This window comes from Nocardia sp. 852002-20019_SCH5090214, assembly GCF_001665865.1.
GTDB classification, from domain to species: domain Bacteria; phylum Actinomycetota; class Actinomycetes; order Mycobacteriales; family Mycobacteriaceae; genus Nocardia; species Nocardia nova.
In genome coordinates, this window is record NZ_LZMK01000319.1 from 44,229 (window position 1) to 59,999 (window position 15,771).

The following is a 15,771-nucleotide window of genomic DNA, read 5'->3' on the forward strand; positions in this document are numbered from 1 at the left end:
TCCGGTGTCGCAGTGGACATCCCGCACGGAGGAAATCGGTCATTCGGTGCGGCGGAAGGCATCCGAGACGGTTGACGGCACATCGACGAGTTCACCGTAGTTCACGCGGAGAGCGTCGAGGATGTCGTCGAGCGGTAGGTCGTCGAACTGGCCGCGGTCGCGCAGGTATTCCATGTGCCGACTGCCATCGCCTGCGAAGGCGTGCAGCAGCGCGTCGTGTTCGCCGTCGAATTCGATCGGTTCTACACCGAAGCGCTCGCACAATTCGCGGTTGAAGGCGGGTGTGGCTTTGACCCAGCGTCCTTTCAGGAACATCTGGCTGTACCCGTGGTACACGAACACATCGGTACCGCCCATGCGCTGCCTCAGTGCTTCGGTTTGCAGGTGATTTCGAACGTCGGCGAATCCGAGCATGGCCGGTATTCCGACGGCGCGGCAGGCCGCGGTCAGGAGCACGGCTTTCGGTATGCAGTAGGCACGTTCGGACATGGCGACCACGCTGGCTCGGTACTGCCGAGGATCGCCGGCGACGGTGTACGGGTCGTACCAGATCGAGTCACGGACCGTGGTGAAGATTCGGATGGCCTGCTCGACGGGATCGACGGCGCCGTCGACCGCCGCGTGGGTGAATTCCTGGACGGCGGGGTGCTGCCAGTCCAGGAATTCGGTGGCTTGCAGATGGTCCACAGCGTTCATTCCTCGACGCTCAATGCGCCGGTGGGACATGCCGAGACCGCTTCTTCGATGAGCGCCCGATGGCATTCCGGCGGTTCGGGCTCCGCGAAGGTCGATTCCCGCTCGCTCGCACTGGATGCCCAGAACGCCGTCGAGGAGAGATCGGCCTCGTCGTAAGGGCGTGGGGGCCGACTTCCGGCCGAGCCGCAGGGTTCGGATGCTGTGTGGATCGTCATGACTGCTCCCGGGTGTAACCGCTGGGTACCGGCCAAGTATTTACAAAATATGCCATTCTGTCAAGATTTGAACAATGCCTATGTTCTTGTAAATCCGACGGTTCAAAGCGCATCCAAGTGGAGGTAGCGGATGGCGACCCTGGAGATCCGGTCGGCGGTGGATGACGCGTCGGCCGCCGGCAAGACCAGACCGCTGACCGTCAGCCGGACCATCGCATCGACGACATCGGCCACGTCGGTGGCGTCGAGGGCTGGAAAATGCTCCAGAAACCACGTGACCAGGGCTTCGGATGCCAACTGGAGTAGTGATGCCGAGGTCGGCAACAGCGGCAGTATCCCGGTGCCGGTGGCTTCCGGCTCTACGCCGTGGTTCGCGGTGAGCACAGCCCTGAGCAATGGGCTGGTCTCGGCTTCCGCGATCGTGTATCGCACGGCGGCGGTGATGCCTCCGCCGACATCTCCGGCGTTCTCCTCGAGGATCCTGTCGATCCCGGCGAGAAAGCGTTCGGCCTCCTGAACCAGGAGCGCGTCACCCAATCCCTTCTTGTCCGCGAATTCCTTGTACAGGGTCGGCCGGGATACTCCGACCAGGTCGGCGACCTCTCCCATCCGCACTCGCTCCCAACCCTTTTCGATGGTCAAGGTGCGCGCGGCGGACAGGGCCTGTTCTCGTAGATGATTGCGGAAGGACGTGCGAAGTGACCGACTCGGCATGCTGTGCAGGATAGGCGGCTCGCCGCGGTCGGCCGACGGCCCCGAAGCCGGTCGGGTTACAGGGTTCGTCTCAAGAAGTCGACGACGGCTGCTGTGAACGCGTCGTTGTCGTCGCCGGCCACCATGTGACCGGTTCCCGCGATGTCGACGGTCTCGGCGTGCGGGACGAGGTCGAGGAACTCGGCGACGGTGTCATGGGATACGAGATCGGAGAGTCCCCCGCGAACCAACAGGGTGGGCGCGGTGATCCGACCCGCTCCGAGCCGGAGTGTGTCGACCAGCGACTCGAACTGGTCGGCCCCGTCGGCCGGATCACCGTGAATGGCGTCGAAGCGTGTCGCGATGAACGCTGGATCCCACCGCCACACCCATCGGCCGTCATCGCGGTGTCGAAGCACCTTGCGCAACCCCTCCAGCCGGACCGGCCGTTCGCGATGGGGGTTGTAGGCGGCGATGACGTCCGCGGCGCTGTCGAGACTCGCGAACCCGTCCGGGTGCGCCGACATGAACGACACGATCCGGCGTGCGCCCGCGAACTCCATCCGGGGAGTGACATCGACCAGAACCACGGCTCCCCACAGGTCCGGGGGTGCCAGCAGATGAGTGCCGAGGATGGTCATCCCACCCAATGACGCGCCGACGACGGCAGGGGCGCGATCGAGCTCGAAGTGCTCCCGCACAGCGAGCAGATCGTCGGCGAGATGCTCGATCTCGTACCTGCCGTCGGCGGACCAATCGCTGTCTCCATGTCCGCGTGCGTCGTAGACGATGACCGGGTAGCCGCGTTCGTGGAGGCGCGAGGCCGAGGTCCGCCAGGCGTGGCGGCTCTGGCCGCCGCCGTGGAGCAGGATAACTGCCGGGTGGTCCGAATCGTGGTGGTAGTAATCGGCCGTCAGCATGATCCCGTCACGGGTCGGTACCGACACCGTCGTCATCGCCGTTTTCACGGCCTGGCGTCCGGGTTGGCAATGATGGTGACGGTGCCCTGGGCGGCGCAGACAGCCCTGCCGTGATTCGTGATGTCGATTCGCGCGACACCCGACCGCTTCGTCAGGGCGATGATCTCGGTCGTCGCGACACATGTCCCGTCGCTGACCGGTCGAAGCAAGTTCAATTTGAACTCCGTCGTCGCTACCCAGCAACCACGGGGGATGACCGGGTAGAAGACGACCCCCAGGCAATGATCGACCATCGCCGACAAGCAGCCGCCGTGCAGCTTGCCGAACGGTGTGAGTAGTTCGTCGCGTACGGCCATCTCGGCGATCAGCCGACCGGGGTCGAGCTCGGTGTGGCGGAAATCGAGGTATCCGGACAGTCCACCCGCGGCTGTCGCCGAGGTCAACATCTGTCCGGCCCATTCTTCATCGAACTGCGGGAATTCCATCGGTGTGTGCTCCACCCTGTACGTCGGCCGGTGCTATGGAGACAGTACTGCAAATCTGTCTCAGGTGCAGGGGTCGCTCGCCGAGTTGTCCCCAGGGGGTGGCGTCGGCCCGGGGTCGGCCGTGCCCGTGCTGGCCAGAGCGGGGAGCAGGTAGTGAACCAGGTAGTCGTGCAAGCCGTCACGACTGCGTCGTTTCGGTCCTCGGACGGTGAGCAGGCTGAGGATCGTCCGCAAGATCCACTCGGCGGCGTCATCTACCGAGGTACCGGGCAGTAGGTCGGTCCAGTGTGCGGTGAAGACTGGCCGCAGGAATTCTGTCACCAGCTCGAAGAGTGCGACCGAGGTCTCAGTCGACAGCCCGGTGTCGGCGAGGCGATCGTCGCTGACGAACAGGGCTGCGATCGAGTTGTCCTGTGTCGCAGTCTGAATGGTTGTTTCCACGAAGGTGAGCACCGCCGACCCCAGATCGGGTTCAGCCACGATCCTGGGGCGGATTCGGTCCAGATATCGGCGAGCGGCCCGGAGAATGACACCCGAGACGACGGCCTCCCGATTCGCGAAGGTGCGGTACAGGGTGGCGCGGGAGACACCTGCCTGTCTGGCGATGTCATCCATCGTCGTCGCGGCAGGTCCGATCTGGTCGAAGCAGAACTCCGCGGCATCGAGCAGGCTGTCCGCGGGGTCGCGTCCGGTGGGCGGTCTGGTTCCGGAACGGATCGATTTCATCGTCACGGCACAGAGTATGCCGGTCGTCCGGCACGGTGTTCGGCCGCGGCGCGACCGCCTCGGCGGAGCCACCATGGGTGAAACAGGACGCAAAAATTGTCTCACAGCTGTGTGGTGTCATCGCGTAGCCGGGGGAGCAGGTGCCGACGTGCGAATCGTCGAGCATCATCGGCCGTGTCGAGAGGGATGTGCGCGGAAGGGGTGAGGATGAACGAGAGGATGACCCGGACCGTCAGCTCGGAGACCGCATGCAATTCGCGGTTAGGGCGCACATCGACGAGTTCCCTGGCGAGCTGGTCGGTCAGGAAGCTCGACGCGATCTCGATCAGTCCGCCCGCGTCGACGGTGAGGAAAGGGAGCAGGGACTCGGGCTCGGTCTCGAGCAGCCGGTTGAGCAGTGCGTGCCCGCGGACAGCGGCTAACGTGAAGACGAACCCTTCGACAATCTTGTCCTCGAGCGTCGCCTGTCCGGAGACCTCGCGCTCCAACTCTCCAAGGAACCGGCCGAGCTCGCGCAGTATCACCGCCTCGACGATCTGGTCCTTGCTCGAAAAGTGCCGGTACAGCGTCACGCGGGCCAGCCGCGCGCGGCGAGTGATGTCCTCGACCGTGGTCCGGCTGATCCCGACCACTTCGAACTGCCGGAGCGCCGCGTCCAGGATCCGTTCCGGCGTTCCGGTCGGGGCCGGCGTCCTGATCAGCGCGACCGCTTTCACGAGCAAGCTGGCGTAGTTCATCGCGATGTGATCGTTCCTTCGATCCAGGTCGTGGGTTTCGGGCGTCGATTGTGTCCGATTCTCGCCCGGCTTCTGGGCATTCGTACAATCATCCGCTTCTGTTTGGCTTTGACGTAGGTATTGAAACAAAGATACCGGATATGTACCATTATTATCTGTGGTACGCAATGGAGCGTCCTGGCGCATCGTCGGACTGTTGAGTCAGTGGACGCGGTCGGCAAGAAGTCATCCGTCCGCAGGAACTCCCCCCTGCGTGCCGACCCTCGCGGTACATGAGCGCCCCGGCTTCTCTGCGACGCTGACGGGTTTCGGAGTTCGGAGTGTGATGCGCCCGCTGTCGGTCGCGATCCCCGCGAGCCCGCCGGGATTGGTGTTGCTCGATGGGGCATTGACCGGCATGCTTCGCCTTGTCAGCCGTCCGCGGGATGGAGTCGAATGCGCGCCCGTGCGTGTCGACTTCGAGGACGGGACCGTGGTCGGCGAATGGGTCCGGGCGCCAGGCGTCACGGCGCGAGGGGCCGCGTTGCTCTATATCCACGGCGGAGCGTTCGTCGCTTGCTCGCCACGAACACATCGAGGTGTGACGGCCGAGCTGTCCGCAGCGGCCGGGTTACCGGTGTTCGCGGTGAGCTACCGAAAAGCTCCAAGATTCCGATTCCCGACCGCGAACAATGATGTTTGGCGCGCTTACCGCTGGTTGACCTCGGAAGCAGGTGGCGCTCCGGTGGCCGTGGCCGGCGATTCAGCCGGCGGATATTTGGCGATCGTGACGGCGCTCACCGCCATCGCGGCAAGTCGTCGCGGTGACGGTTACCCGCCGGCAGCGTTGCTCGTCCTGTCTCCGGTCACGGATGCGACCCTCAACTTGGCACGGACCCGAGAACGCAACCGGAGACAGAAGGACCCGTTCGCCGCGGCCGCGGCGGTCAGCCGGGTTGTCGGCCTGTACACCGCGGGTGCCTCGGCGCGGGAGATCTCGGTGCTCGACGCGGATTTCCGGGGTATCTGCCCGATCATGATCCACGTCGGCGGGACCGAAATGCTCCTCGGGGACGCGCGCGCGCTCCACGCCAGAGTGAAGGCCGCCGGAGGGGTGTCCTGCCTCCATATCTGGCCGGGGCAGGTGCACGTCTTCCCGGCTCTGTTCAGGTACTTGCCGCAGGCTCGCATGGCGCTGAGCCTCAGCGGAGCCTTTTTGCGCAATGCACTCGCCGTGGGGGAGGCCCACGCGGCGACACAGTGAGTTCCGGATGCCCGGGTGAGTCGGGTGTCCACAATCGCGAAGGAGTGACGCGATGCCGATCGAATTGCAGCACACTCTGCACACCATCAAGCAGCGCCAGTGGGCGCTTGGTGATTTCGACTGGGAAGAACCCGGGGCCGATGCGATCACCGCCGAGCAACGACCGAAGATCAAACAGTTCATGTCCGACCTCGTGTGGATCGAGCAGGTGGGTTCGCGCGCCTTCGTCGCGCTCGCCCATCAGGCCGAGGACAACACTCTCGCCGAGATCTATCGCTACTTCCACGCCGAAGAGCAGAAGCACGCGAACGCGGAGTTGGCTCTCATGCGTCGGTGGGGGATGCTCGAGGACGACGAGATTCCGGAACCGAACGTCAATATCCGGCTCGCCATCGACTGGCTGGACAACTATGCCGACGACATGCCGCTGTCGGTGCTGGGTTCGGCGATCCCGATGCTGGAGGTGGCGCTCGACGGCGCGCTGCTCAAGTTCTTGCTCGATGAAATCAAGGACCCCCTGTGTCACAAGGTCTTTCAGAAGATCAATGCTGACGAGTCCCGGCATCTGGCGGTCGATTTCCATGTCCTGGACATGATCGGGGCGAGTCCTTTGCATCAGCTGATTATCGAAACGGTCGGAACCGCGCTGCGCCCGTCCATGATCGTCGGCATCCTCACCGGGCTGCCGTTGTTGACCCGCGTGCACGACAGCATCGTCGAGATGGGGCTCGACGAACAGAAGCTCTTCGATGCCATTCGCAAGTTTGGCATCATCGGCGATCGCAGCATCGCGACTCGGCGCAATCCGATCTATCACGTCATCAAGTACTACGGCGAAATGATCATGAACCCGGCCCATCCGTACCATCGGCTGCTGGGGAACACCCTGCTCACCGTTACCGCGCACTATCCGAAGCGGATGTTGGGTCCGATTCCCTCCTGGATCAACGAGCTCACCTTCGAACCGGTTGTCGCGGCATGATCACCCACATCGGAGACGTCGTCAGCGCTGACGTTCCCGAAACGGCCAGGGTGGTGATCATCGGCGCGGGGTTCGCCGGGATCGGTGTTGCGGTCCGGCTGAAGCAGGCGGGGATCGAGGATTTCGTTTTGCTCGAGCGCGAACTCGACCCGGGCGGCACCTGGCGCGACAACACGTATCCCGGAGTTGCCTGCGACATTCCGTCGATGCTGTACTCGTTCTCGTTCGCTCCGAATCCGAGATGGTCGCACGGATACTCCGATGGCGGTGAAATCCTCGCCTACCTTCGCGAGGTAATCAGAGAATACGATCTGGTCGATCGAATTCGATACGGCCGCAACGTTGTTGGACTCGATTTCGACGAAGGTGCCGGAGTCTGGCGAGTCCGGGCGGTGATCGATGGTGGTGAGGAAGTTCTCGAGGCTCGCTCCGTCGTGATGGCGACCGGACCACTGTCCACCGCCAGTCTGCCCAGCATCGACGGCATCGAGGACTATCGCGGCCACACGGTTCACAGCGCCCACTGGAACCCGGACCTGGACGTGACCGGCATGGCCGTGGCCGTCATCGGAACCGGCGCGAGTGCGGTGCAGATCGTTCCGGAGCTGGTGAAGCGGGCTGATCGGGTCGCGGTCTTCCAGCGCACCCCGGGATGGGTGCTACCGCGCCCGCAGTACCGGGTGCCGGATTGGGCCAGGGTGATGTATCAACGACTGCCGCTCACCGAGGATCTGGCACGGACCGCACTCTTCTGGGCTCATGAGGCGATGGGGCTGGGTGTCGTGTGGCCGACACAGCTGACAACATTGTTGGAGCTTGCGGCACGACTGCAACTCAGGATCCAAGTCGACGACAAGTGGACACGACGCCAGCTCACGCCGGACTACCGGGCGGGCTGCAAGCGGCTACTAGTTTCGAACACCTACCTCCCGGCACTGAGTAGCGACAAGTGCAAGCTCTACACCTTCCCGATCGTCCGGCTCACCGAGCGCGGAATCCAAACCGTCGAAGGAGTCGAACATCGCTTCGATGCCATTGTTTTCGCCACTGGATTCGAGGTGATCGGCAAGACCGGCACGCCGTTCCCCGTACGCGGTCGCGGTGGACGACTCCTCGGGGACGAATGGGCCGAGCGCGCGTACGCCTACAAGAGTGTTCACGTGTCCGGCTATCCCAATCTGCACTTCACGTTCGGGCCGAACTCCGGTCCCGGACACAACTCCGCGCTCATCTATCTGGAAGCGCAGATCGACTACATCGTCGAGTCGATGAAGATGATCGAACGCTGGGGCCTCCGATATCTCGACGTGCGGGAGATCGCGCAGGACAGATTCAATGCGGATCTTCAGCGGCGCCTGTCTCGGACGACGTGGAATTCCGGGTGCGCAAGTTGGTACCTGACGGCAGAGGGCTTCAACCCCACGATGTTCCCCGGGCTGGCACGGCAATTTCGTAACCAGATGGAGGAAGTCGTACTGTCCGATTACCACGCGGTGGCCTGAAATCTGTCGGGTGCCCGACGTTCTGATGTGGGGTGTCGGGCACGCGCACCGGGTTGGTTCTATGCCAACTGGACGACCGCCGTGGCCCGTCCGAAGAGGGGCTACCCCCGGTTTGGTTGACTCCTGACCTGTGAGGATTGCTCCTCGCACGGCCACGCCCACGAACAGTTCGATATACCCGTTCCCCGTGACGGCGGGATCCAGGACCTCCTGGCCGAGGCGCGACGCCCGGACCGCCGCTTCGACTTCGTGATCTGCGAATCCATCGAACGGATCTCCCGCTTCACCCACACCGGTACCACCATCGAACACGAACTCCAGCAGCACGGGGTGCGGCTGCTCGCCGCCGACGAGCCGTTCACCCTGGCCACCAACGGAATCCGCAAACAGAAGGTCGCGACTCAGGTCTTGACCCGCCGGGTCAAGCAAAGCATCGCCGAGTTCTATGTCACCGAGATGCTCGAAAAGTCGTGGGACGGTTTCGCCGTCCACACCGAGGCGGGATACAACGTCGGCAAACCACCCTACGGGTATCGAGCGAAACCCGTGCCGCACCCCGTCCCAGCGAAACGCGCCAGGGGACACAAGAAAACACGGCTCGAACCCGACCCCATCCAGGGGCCAGTGGTTCAAAAGATCTTCCGGTGGCGGTGGGAGGAGAACCTGTCCCACCAAGCCATCGCCGACCGTCTCAACTGAACCGCCTGTAAGTGTTTGTGGTGGCTGGCCTGGGGCTGGCTGGCAGGGTGGTGCTGGTTCTTCAGACCGGGTGTGACTCGTGAATCGCCTGGCCCCGTTCGGGTGCTCTTCCCGGGAGTTGTCCTCTCGGTCTGAAGGCCGGCGCTGCCCGGCGCACCACGATGGCCTGATCAGAAGCTTGTCCAACCGCGGGAACGGTTGTGCCTCATTACAGGTCTGCCTCGTAGTAACTCTCACCCGGGCCGACGCCGGTCACGACGTCCACCCCGGCTGGAGGAGAACACCGCATTGCCCATCGTCGCAGACCACTACCGATTCGTCGTCGGCGTCGACACGCACGCCGCAACGCACAGCTACGCCGTCGTCGAATCCCTGACCGGCCGCATCATCGACCAGGCAACGTTTCCGACAACGACGGCGGGACTGGCACGCGCCCAGGCGTGGATCGGTCGCCGAACTGACAGCGAGATCGACACGGTTCTGATCGCTGCCGAGGGCACCGGCAGCTACGGTGCGATCGCCGCTGACAGGCTCGAACACGCCGGCTACCGAGTGGTCGAGGCACCGACGCCCTCGGCGAAACGGTTGCGGGACAACGGAAAGACCGACACTCTCGACGCAGTCACCGCCGCCCGATCGACAATCGTCACCGATCTCTACGATCTGCGCGACCGGCGTCGCGGCCAGGTGCGGGCCGCATTGAACATTCTCACCGTCGCCCGCGACCAGATGGCCACCGAACGAACCCGCACCGTGAACACACTCACCGCGCTGATCAGGTCCTACGACCTGGGCATCGACGCGCGCCGGGCGCTGTCGGCGGCCCAGATCACCGAAGTCGCCTCCTGGCGCCGCCGTGACGAGCCGATCGGGTTGGCAGTCGCCCGCGCCGAGGCGATCCGGCTGGCCCGACGGATCAATGAACTCGGCGACCAGCTGAAAACCAACCGTGCCCAGCTCGACGAGATTCTTGCCGAGCACGCCCCGCAACTACTGGCACTGCACGGGGTTGGAGCCGTCACCGCTGCGGTCATCCTCACCGTCTGGTCACACCCAGGCCGGATCAGAACCGAGGCCGCGCTGGCGAAAATCGCTGGGACTGCTCCGATTCCAGCATCATCGGGCAACACCACCCGGCATCGGCTCAGCCGCGGCGGCGATCGACAGCTCAACAGAGCCATTCACACGATCGTGCTGACCCGGCTGCGAACCGACCCCAACACCCGCGCCTACCTGCAACGGCGACTGGCCGCAGGCAAAACCAAACGCGAGGTCACACGATGCCTGAAACGGTATGTCACGCGGCAGATCCACCGAACCCTGACGCAGGCCAACGCGACGACTTGACAAACATAGAAGCCTCCCGGTGAGTCCGGAGACTTTGATGTTCCCCGGGTTTCCCGGAGTCGGTTTGGCTGACTTCTTGGTCACGACACCGTCGAAGGAGACTCGTTCGTGCCAAGGCGCTATCCCGAAGAGTTCCGCCGCAAGGTACTGGATCTGGTCGCTGCCGGGCGTCCGGTCGCGCAGGTCGCCGCCGATCTGGGCATCAGTGACCAGACGATCTATGTCTGGCGCAAGCAGGAACTGATCGACACCGGCCAGCTACCCGGCGCAAGCCGCGCCGAGCAGACCGAACTGTCGATGGCCAAACGGCGGATCCGGGAACTAGAGCAGGAAGTGGCGATCCTGAAACGGGCTCGTGAACTGCTGAAAGAGCAGGGAGGCGACCCAAAAGGCGATACGCGGCCATAGCCACCATGGCGTCCGAGGGCTTGCCGGTGCAGGCCGCGTGCCGGCTCCTCGACGTCGCCGAATCGGGCTACTACGAATGGCGGTCCCGGCCGCCGTCTCAGCGTTCGATCCGGCATGTGTGGCTACTGGATCAGATTCGCGCCGTCCACGCCGCTTCCCGCGGCACCTACGGTGCCCACCGTGTCCACGCCGAACTCACCCTCGGTCTCGGAATCAGCGTGGGCCACGGCCAGATCGAGCTGCTAATGGCCCGCGCCGGGATCAAGGGGCTGCCCGGCAACCGCCGACCCAAGCCGAGGCATCAGACCCCGACAGCGGGAGATCTGGTCAACCGGTCGTTCACCCGATCACAGCCAAATCAGTTGTGGGTCACCGACATTACCGAGCACCACACCCGGGAAGGCAAGGTGTACTGCGCGGTCGTGCTCGACACGTTCTCCCGCCGGGTCGTCGGCTGGTCGATCGACTCGACCCAGACCGCCGCGCTGGTGACCAACGCGCTGGGCATGGCCATCGCCAACCGCTCACCACAGGCCGGGACGATCATTCATTCCGACCACGGAGTCCAATTCACCTCCTGGGCCTTCACCGACCGGGCCCGCAAGTCCGGGCTGGTGCCCTCGATGGGCTCGATCGGCGATTGCTACGACAATGCTGTCATCGAATCCTTTTGGGGCAGAATGCAAACCGAGCTATTGAACCGTCAAAGATGGAGAACCCGGATCGAACTGGCAAACGCGATCTTCGAATACCTGGAGATCTTCCACAACCGGCGACGCCGTCACTCGGCCCTGGGCATGCGGTCCCCTATCGAGTACGAGATGATGCAATCACCCATCCAACCCGTGGCCTGAAGTCCAGCATCCCGACTCCACGAAACCCGGGGAACATCACTTATCGGTATGACGGCCCGGCGGGTTGCTGGGCTGGTTGTTGAGAGTAGTAGGCGGTCTCCATCTCCGCGGGAGGGATATCGCCGCAGTAGCGGTAGAGCCGCCGGTTGTTGAACCAATCGACCCATTCGGCGGTAGCGAATTCGACGTGGTCGACGCTGCGCCACGGTCCGCGCGGTTTGATCAGCTCGGTCTTGTAGAGGCAATGCCGCGTAGTTAAGTCGTTGGTAGGCAGGTCAACTCGGGTTTTTCCTAAGGAGGGTGTCGGGGAGGTAAGGCAACGGGACCTCTGCTATTGAGAGAAGCCGTCCAAGGTCTTCCTGCATCCGAGAGGTCCCGTTGCCCTCCCAGTCTGTCACTACGACGCTCACCCGCACCATTACCGTGGCCGGAGGAATCTTCGCGCCCGGTCACCTTGGGGAGCTCACGCAGTACCTGCCGTTCGAGTTGATCGATGACGTTCTCACCCGGACCCGGACGGTGCAGCGTCGCACCCGCTTGCTGCCCTCGCGCGTCGGGGTGTATTTCGTTCTGGCTCTGGCGGTTTTCCCGACGCTGGGCTATGAGAGGGTCTGGGACAAGCTGATCGCCGGGCTAGGATCGCTGCTCCCTCGCAGGCCCTCGGAGAAGGGACTGCGGGATCTTCGCCGGCGTCTGGGAGCGGCACCGTTGAGGGCGCTGTTCGAGGTCGTGGCAGGCCCGCTGGCGCAGCCCGCCACCCCGGGTGTGTGCTATCGGCATTGGCGCACTGTGGCTTTCGACGGCTGCGGTTCGCTGCAGGCTCCAGACCAGGACCGGATCCGGATGCGGCTGGGCAAGTTCACTCGATACCGCGGCGGCACCGAGGGCTACCCGCATCTGCGGGTCGTGACCTTGTGTGAGACCGGGACCCGCGGCCTACTCGGCGCAGTCTTCGGCTCGATCAAGCGTAGTGAGACCGACTACGCCGCCACTTTGGTGCCGCTGTTGAACGACACGATGCTGTTGCTGGCCGACCGCAACTTCGGTGGTGATGACATTCTCACCCGCGTCGCGGCCTCCGGCGCTCAGCTCGTGGTCCGGCTCAGCTCTCGCCGTCGTCCGGCCGTGTGGGCCACACTGCCCGATGGATCGGTTCTGACCAGGATCAATGGTTACCGCTTCCGCATCGTCGATATCCAGATCACCGCCACCTGCGCGGACGGATCCCGCACGGGTGACCGCTACCGGATCATCACCACCCTGCTCAACCACCGCACCGACCCAGCGATCCAGATCGCCCGCCTCTACCACGAGCGCTGGGAGATCGAATCAGCATTCTTCGCGTTGCGCCACACCATGTTCCGCGGACGCGTTCTGCGTTCCACCGACCCGGTCGGCCTCGAGCAGGAGATGTGGGCCGCCCTGACGATCTATCAGACGTTGCGCCGCGCCATGTGTGACGCCGTGGAGACCGCTCCGGGAACCGACCCCGACCGGGCAAGCTTCACCGTGGCCATGACCGCCGCCATCAACCAGATCGTCACCGCAACCAACATCACCAGCAACGACTCACCCGAAAACGCAATCGCCCGAGCGGTTTTGGAGAAACTCTTGCCCGCCCGCCGTCCGCGCATCAGCGCCCGCAAGGTCAAATGCCCCATGTCCCGCTACGGGACCGCCCTCACCGGCAACCGCCCTACCAAGAGCCAAGCCGTCATCCGGCTGGAACTCTGCGCACTCACCGACCCACAACAGACCGAAGCGGCCGAACACCCCGCAAGCACTGCCGACCCGGGCCACCGCCAGCAAGTGTTGCAGCTACTGCGGACCGACCCCGACCGCGACTGGACTCCCAGCGAAATCACCCAAGAGCTGAAACACGTTCGCTACCGAAGCCTTTGCAGCCAAATAGGCCGATGGACCGACCAAGGGTTCCTCGACCGGATCGGTCGTGGACGCTACCGCCTCAACCGCCAATGGCTGGCACCGGAACCACCACAGCCAGACGGCGACTCGACAACCGACCCCACCGCTTAACTACGCGGCCTTGCTTGTAGAGGCCGTTGATCGTCTCGGCCAGGGCGTTGTCATACGATTATCCGACCGCCCCGACCGACGGCTGGATCCCAGCCTCGGCCAACCGCTCGGAGAACGCAATGGATGTATATTGCGAACCCCTATCCGTATGGTGCACAACATCTTTCACATCCCATCCGGCCCGCTCGCGGGTCCAGATGGCGTGCTCGATCGCGTCGAGCACCAGCGAGGTCGTCATGGACGTGGCGGTTCGCCAGCCGATGATCCGGCGCGCGTAGGCGTCGATCACGAACGCGACGTAGACCCAGCCCGACCACGTCGACACATATGTCATGTCCGCCACCCATAACCGATTCGGTGCCGACGGCGCGAAGTGACGCTGCACCAAATCCGCCGGCTGCGGCGCGGCGGGATCGGGCCAGGTGGTGCGTTTGACCCGGCCGCGGACAGCGCCGCGCAATCCGAGTTCACGCATCAACCGCTCGACGGTGCAGCGGGCCACTGGATGGCCCTCCCGGTTCAGCTGCAGCCATACCTTTCTCGCGCCATAGACCCCGAAGTTCTCCGAATGAACGCGTGTGATCTCCACCTTCAGTTCTTCGTCACGGAGCTCCCGTCGCGCCGGAAGGCGTTTGCGTTGCTCGTAATACGTTGATGGGGAGGCTTTTACGCCGAGTTCGCAGAGCGCGGCGCAGATCGACTCGACACCCCAGACGAGGCCACCGCTTTCACGGTGGCCCTGATGTTCGGTGATGAACCGAACGATCAGCGCTGGGGCCGGTCGATCTCGGCGGCGAAGAAAGCCGACGCAGCCTTGAGAATTGCATTGGCGCGCTTGAGTTCTGCGTTCTCGCGTCGCAGCCGCTTCAGCTCCGCCATCTCATCGGAACTGGTTCCTGCCCGGTTTCCGGTGTCGATCTGGCCTTGGCGCACCCATTTGCGGACAGTTTCCGGCGTCCCGACCCCGAGCAGGTCAGCGACCGCTTTCATCGCCGCCCACTCCGACTCGTGCTCGCCCTTGATCTCGGCGAACATCCGCACGGCCCGCTCACGCAGCTCCTGCGGGTACTTCTTCGAACTCGACACGACTCCATCCTTCACAGAGGTTGAAGTCTCCCGACACTCCGGGGCGGTTCACAACCTGGATCTGACCACCAATGCCGCGCCCGTGCCCGTCGATCCGAACGCCGCCGTGGGGCGATGGACATGGTCGAACGTGGCGGGTGTGTTGTCCAATCCCAAATACACCGGCCACCAGGTGTGGAACCGGCGGGGCCGCAAATCCAACAAGAACCAGGCCAACCCGATCTCGGAGTGGGTCTGGTCGGAAAAGCCAGTCCACGAACCGCTGGTCGATCTCGACCTGTTCGTCGCAGTCCAAGAGCGCGGCAAGACCCGGGACAACTCACGGCGCGGAGCCGGGGCGAACTCTCACCCGCAAACCAAACGCTCCTACCGGTTCCGGTCCCATCTCTACTGCGACCTGTGCAACCGGCGGATGTTCGGCAAGACCCGCCGCGTCGCCGCCTACTACGTGTGTGCCGCGAAAAAGGGCTACATCCCCGAAGGCCATCCCACCGGCGGCTCGTTCTTCGTCCGCGAAGACGACATCAGCGAACACCTCAACACATTCCTGAACCAGCACGTCTTCGGCGACTACCGCCGCGCCCTGCTGACCAACGCCAACCTCCATACCCACGCCGAAACCGAACACACCCAACGGATCACCGCGCTACGCCACGGGATCACCGACACCGAAACCAAAATCAAGCGACTAGTCCGCAGCCTGGAACTCGTCGACGAACCCGACCAAGACCTGATCCGAGACATCAGCGAACGCCGTGCCCAGTTACGCGACCACCTAGCAGACCTGCAGGCCCAACTCGCCGACGCCGAAACCCAGCAGCAGCAACAGCCCAACCCCACTCTGATCGATGCGCTACCCACCGGCGAAATCCGGATCGACCAACTACCCGAACACATCGCCCGCGATGTTTACCAAGCCCTACAACTGGAAATCAGGTACAACAAGACCGCCAACCGCGTGCGGTACCGCATCACGCTGACCGGCGCGACGCTCAACCACGCACACCGAACCACCAGCACCGCGATGGCACTACAACCAAGAACCGACCAGATCGGCGGCACCTGCCAGACAAAGCAGCCGCCGCCCGGCACCGCGCCGGGAAAATCTGTTCCCATGTTCACAGTGCCCCGCCGGGGGCAT

General features: G+C 63.9%; 14 protein-coding genes and 3 pseudogenes. 8 read left to right on the forward strand and 9 right to left on the reverse strand.

The window, feature by feature from the left end:
- Nucleotides 1-39: 39 nt before the first annotated feature.
- The 7 genes from A5780_RS25470 to A5780_RS25495 all read right to left on the reverse strand — a co-directional run bounded on the left by A5780_RS25470 (nt 40) and on the right by A5780_RS25495 (nt 4,472).
- Nucleotides 40-696 (reverse strand): transglutaminase family protein, encoded by a 657-nt coding sequence (locus A5780_RS25470; RefSeq protein WP_064909804.1) that lies wholly within the window; start codon nt 694-696, stop codon nt 40-42.
- Nucleotides 693-911 (reverse strand): ferredoxin, encoded by a 219-nt coding sequence (locus tag A5780_RS42170; protein WP_223273900.1) that lies wholly within the window; start codon nt 909-911, stop codon nt 693-695. Before A5780_RS42170 ends, A5780_RS25470 begins: the two co-directional genes overlap by 4 nt.
- A 102-nt stretch (nt 912-1,013) precedes the next feature.
- Entirely contained in the window at nt 1,014-1,625 is a 612-nt protein-coding gene (locus A5780_RS25475) for a TetR family transcriptional regulator (RefSeq protein ID WP_064909806.1), read from the reverse strand.
- A 56-nt stretch (nt 1,626-1,681) separates the two neighbouring features.
- Nucleotides 1,682-2,560, reverse strand: coding sequence for an alpha/beta fold hydrolase (locus A5780_RS25480; RefSeq protein WP_064909841.1), 879 nt, complete (start codon nt 2,558-2,560; stop codon nt 1,682-1,684).
- A gap of 8 nt (nt 2,561-2,568) precedes the next feature.
- A complete protein-coding gene (locus tag A5780_RS25485; protein ID WP_064901989.1) occupies nt 2,569-3,009 on the reverse strand; it encodes a PaaI family thioesterase in 441 nt (146 codons plus the stop codon).
- Nucleotides 3,010-3,069: 60 nt separating this feature from the next.
- Entirely contained in the window at nt 3,070-3,735 is a 666-nt protein-coding gene (locus tag A5780_RS25490) for a TetR/AcrR family transcriptional regulator (protein WP_064909808.1), read from the reverse strand.
- Between the two features lie 101 nt (nt 3,736-3,836).
- Complete coding sequence (locus A5780_RS25495; protein ID WP_064901987.1) at nt 3,837-4,472, reverse strand: TetR/AcrR family transcriptional regulator; 636 nt, start codon at nt 4,470-4,472, stop codon at nt 3,837-3,839.
- A 325-nt stretch (nt 4,473-4,797) separates the two neighbouring features.
- Between A5780_RS25495 and A5780_RS25500 the strand changes: the two genes are divergently transcribed.
- The 6 genes and pseudogenes from A5780_RS25500 (at nt 4,798) to A5780_RS25530 (ending at nt 11,507) form a co-directional block, all read left to right on the forward strand.
- Entirely contained in the window at nt 4,798-5,715 is a 918-nt protein-coding gene (locus A5780_RS25500; RefSeq protein WP_082976712.1) for an alpha/beta hydrolase, read from the forward strand.
- 52 nt (nt 5,716-5,767) lie between these two features.
- Nucleotides 5,768-6,697 carry a hypothetical protein gene (locus A5780_RS25505; protein WP_064909810.1) on the forward strand — a complete coding sequence of 310 codons (930 nt, stop codon included), beginning with the start codon at nt 5,768-5,770 and terminating at the stop codon, nt 6,695-6,697.
- Nucleotides 6,694-8,199 (forward strand): NAD(P)/FAD-dependent oxidoreductase, encoded by a 1,506-nt coding sequence (locus A5780_RS25510; protein WP_064909812.1) that lies wholly within the window; start codon nt 6,694-6,696, stop codon nt 8,197-8,199. The genes A5780_RS25505 and A5780_RS25510 overlap by 4 nt, the downstream gene beginning before the upstream one ends.
- 198 nt (nt 8,200-8,397) lie before the next feature.
- Entirely contained in the window at nt 8,398-8,898 is a 501-nt protein-coding gene (locus A5780_RS25515; RefSeq protein ID WP_223273901.1) for a recombinase family protein, read from the forward strand.
- Between the two features lie 288 nt (nt 8,899-9,186).
- A complete protein-coding gene (locus A5780_RS25520) occupies nt 9,187-10,245 on the forward strand; it encodes an IS110 family transposase (RefSeq protein ID WP_064909816.1) in 1,059 nt (352 codons plus the stop codon).
- A 108-nt stretch (nt 10,246-10,353) separates the two neighbouring features.
- A pseudogene (locus A5780_RS25530) lies at nt 10,354-11,507 on the forward strand (IS3 family transposase).
- Nucleotides 11,508-11,547: 40 nt separating this feature from the next.
- Here the strand turns inward: A5780_RS25530 and A5780_RS42175 are convergent.
- Nucleotides 11,548-11,748, reverse strand: a pseudogene (locus A5780_RS42175) (IS3 family transposase); the annotation flags it as partial.
- Nucleotides 11,749-11,885: 137 nt separating this feature from the next.
- On the opposite strand from A5780_RS42175, the gene A5780_RS25535 reads away from it, so the two are divergent.
- The gene (locus A5780_RS25535; protein WP_082976714.1) at nt 11,886-13,544 is read left to right on the forward strand and encodes an IS4 family transposase; all 1,659 of its coding nucleotides are present in this window, start codon (nt 11,886-11,888) and stop codon (nt 13,542-13,544) included.
- Nucleotides 13,545-13,605: 61 nt separating this feature from the next.
- Here the strand turns inward: A5780_RS25535 and A5780_RS40265 are convergent.
- Nucleotides 13,606-14,318, reverse strand: a pseudogene (locus A5780_RS40265) (IS3 family transposase); the annotation flags it as partial.
- A gap of 418 nt (nt 14,319-14,736) precedes the next feature.
- On the opposite strand from A5780_RS40265, the gene A5780_RS25550 reads away from it, so the two are divergent.
- The coding region (locus A5780_RS25550) for a recombinase family protein (protein WP_255407289.1) at nt 14,737-15,771 on the forward strand (1,035 nt) is incomplete at its 3' end.

Bases quoted from the DNA above. Each gene is read 5' to 3' on its own strand.
- A5780_RS25470 (WP_064909804.1), bottom strand. From the start codon at position 696: ATGAACGCTGTGGACCATCTGCAAGCCACCGAATTCCTGGACTGGCAG.
- A5780_RS25505 (WP_064909810.1), top strand. From the start codon at position 5,768: ATGCCGATCGAATTGCAGCACACTCTGCACACCATCAAGCAGCGCCAG.
- A5780_RS25495 (WP_064901987.1), bottom strand. From the start codon at position 4,472: ATGAACTACGCCAGCTTGCTCGTGAAAGCGGTCGCGCTGATCAGGACG.
- A5780_RS25490 (WP_064909808.1), bottom strand. From the start codon at position 3,735: ATGAAATCGATCCGTTCCGGAACCAGACCGCCCACCGGACGCGACCCC.
- A5780_RS25485 (WP_064901989.1), bottom strand. From the start codon at position 3,009: ATGGAATTCCCGCAGTTCGATGAAGAATGGGCCGGACAGATGTTGACC.
- A5780_RS42170 (WP_223273900.1), bottom strand. From the start codon at position 911: ATGACGATCCACACAGCATCCGAACCCTGCGGCTCGGCCGGAAGTCGG.
- A5780_RS25475 (WP_064909806.1), bottom strand. From the start codon at position 1,625: ATGCCGAGTCGGTCACTTCGCACGTCCTTCCGCAATCATCTACGAGAA.
- A5780_RS25480 (WP_064909841.1), bottom strand. From the start codon at position 2,560: ATGACGACGGTGTCGGTACCGACCCGTGACGGGATCATGCTGACGGCC.
- A5780_RS25510 (WP_064909812.1), top strand. From the start codon at position 6,694: ATGATCACCCACATCGGAGACGTCGTCAGCGCTGACGTTCCCGAAACG.
- A5780_RS25500 (WP_082976712.1), top strand. From the start codon at position 4,798: ATGCGCCCGCTGTCGGTCGCGATCCCCGCGAGCCCGCCGGGATTGGTG.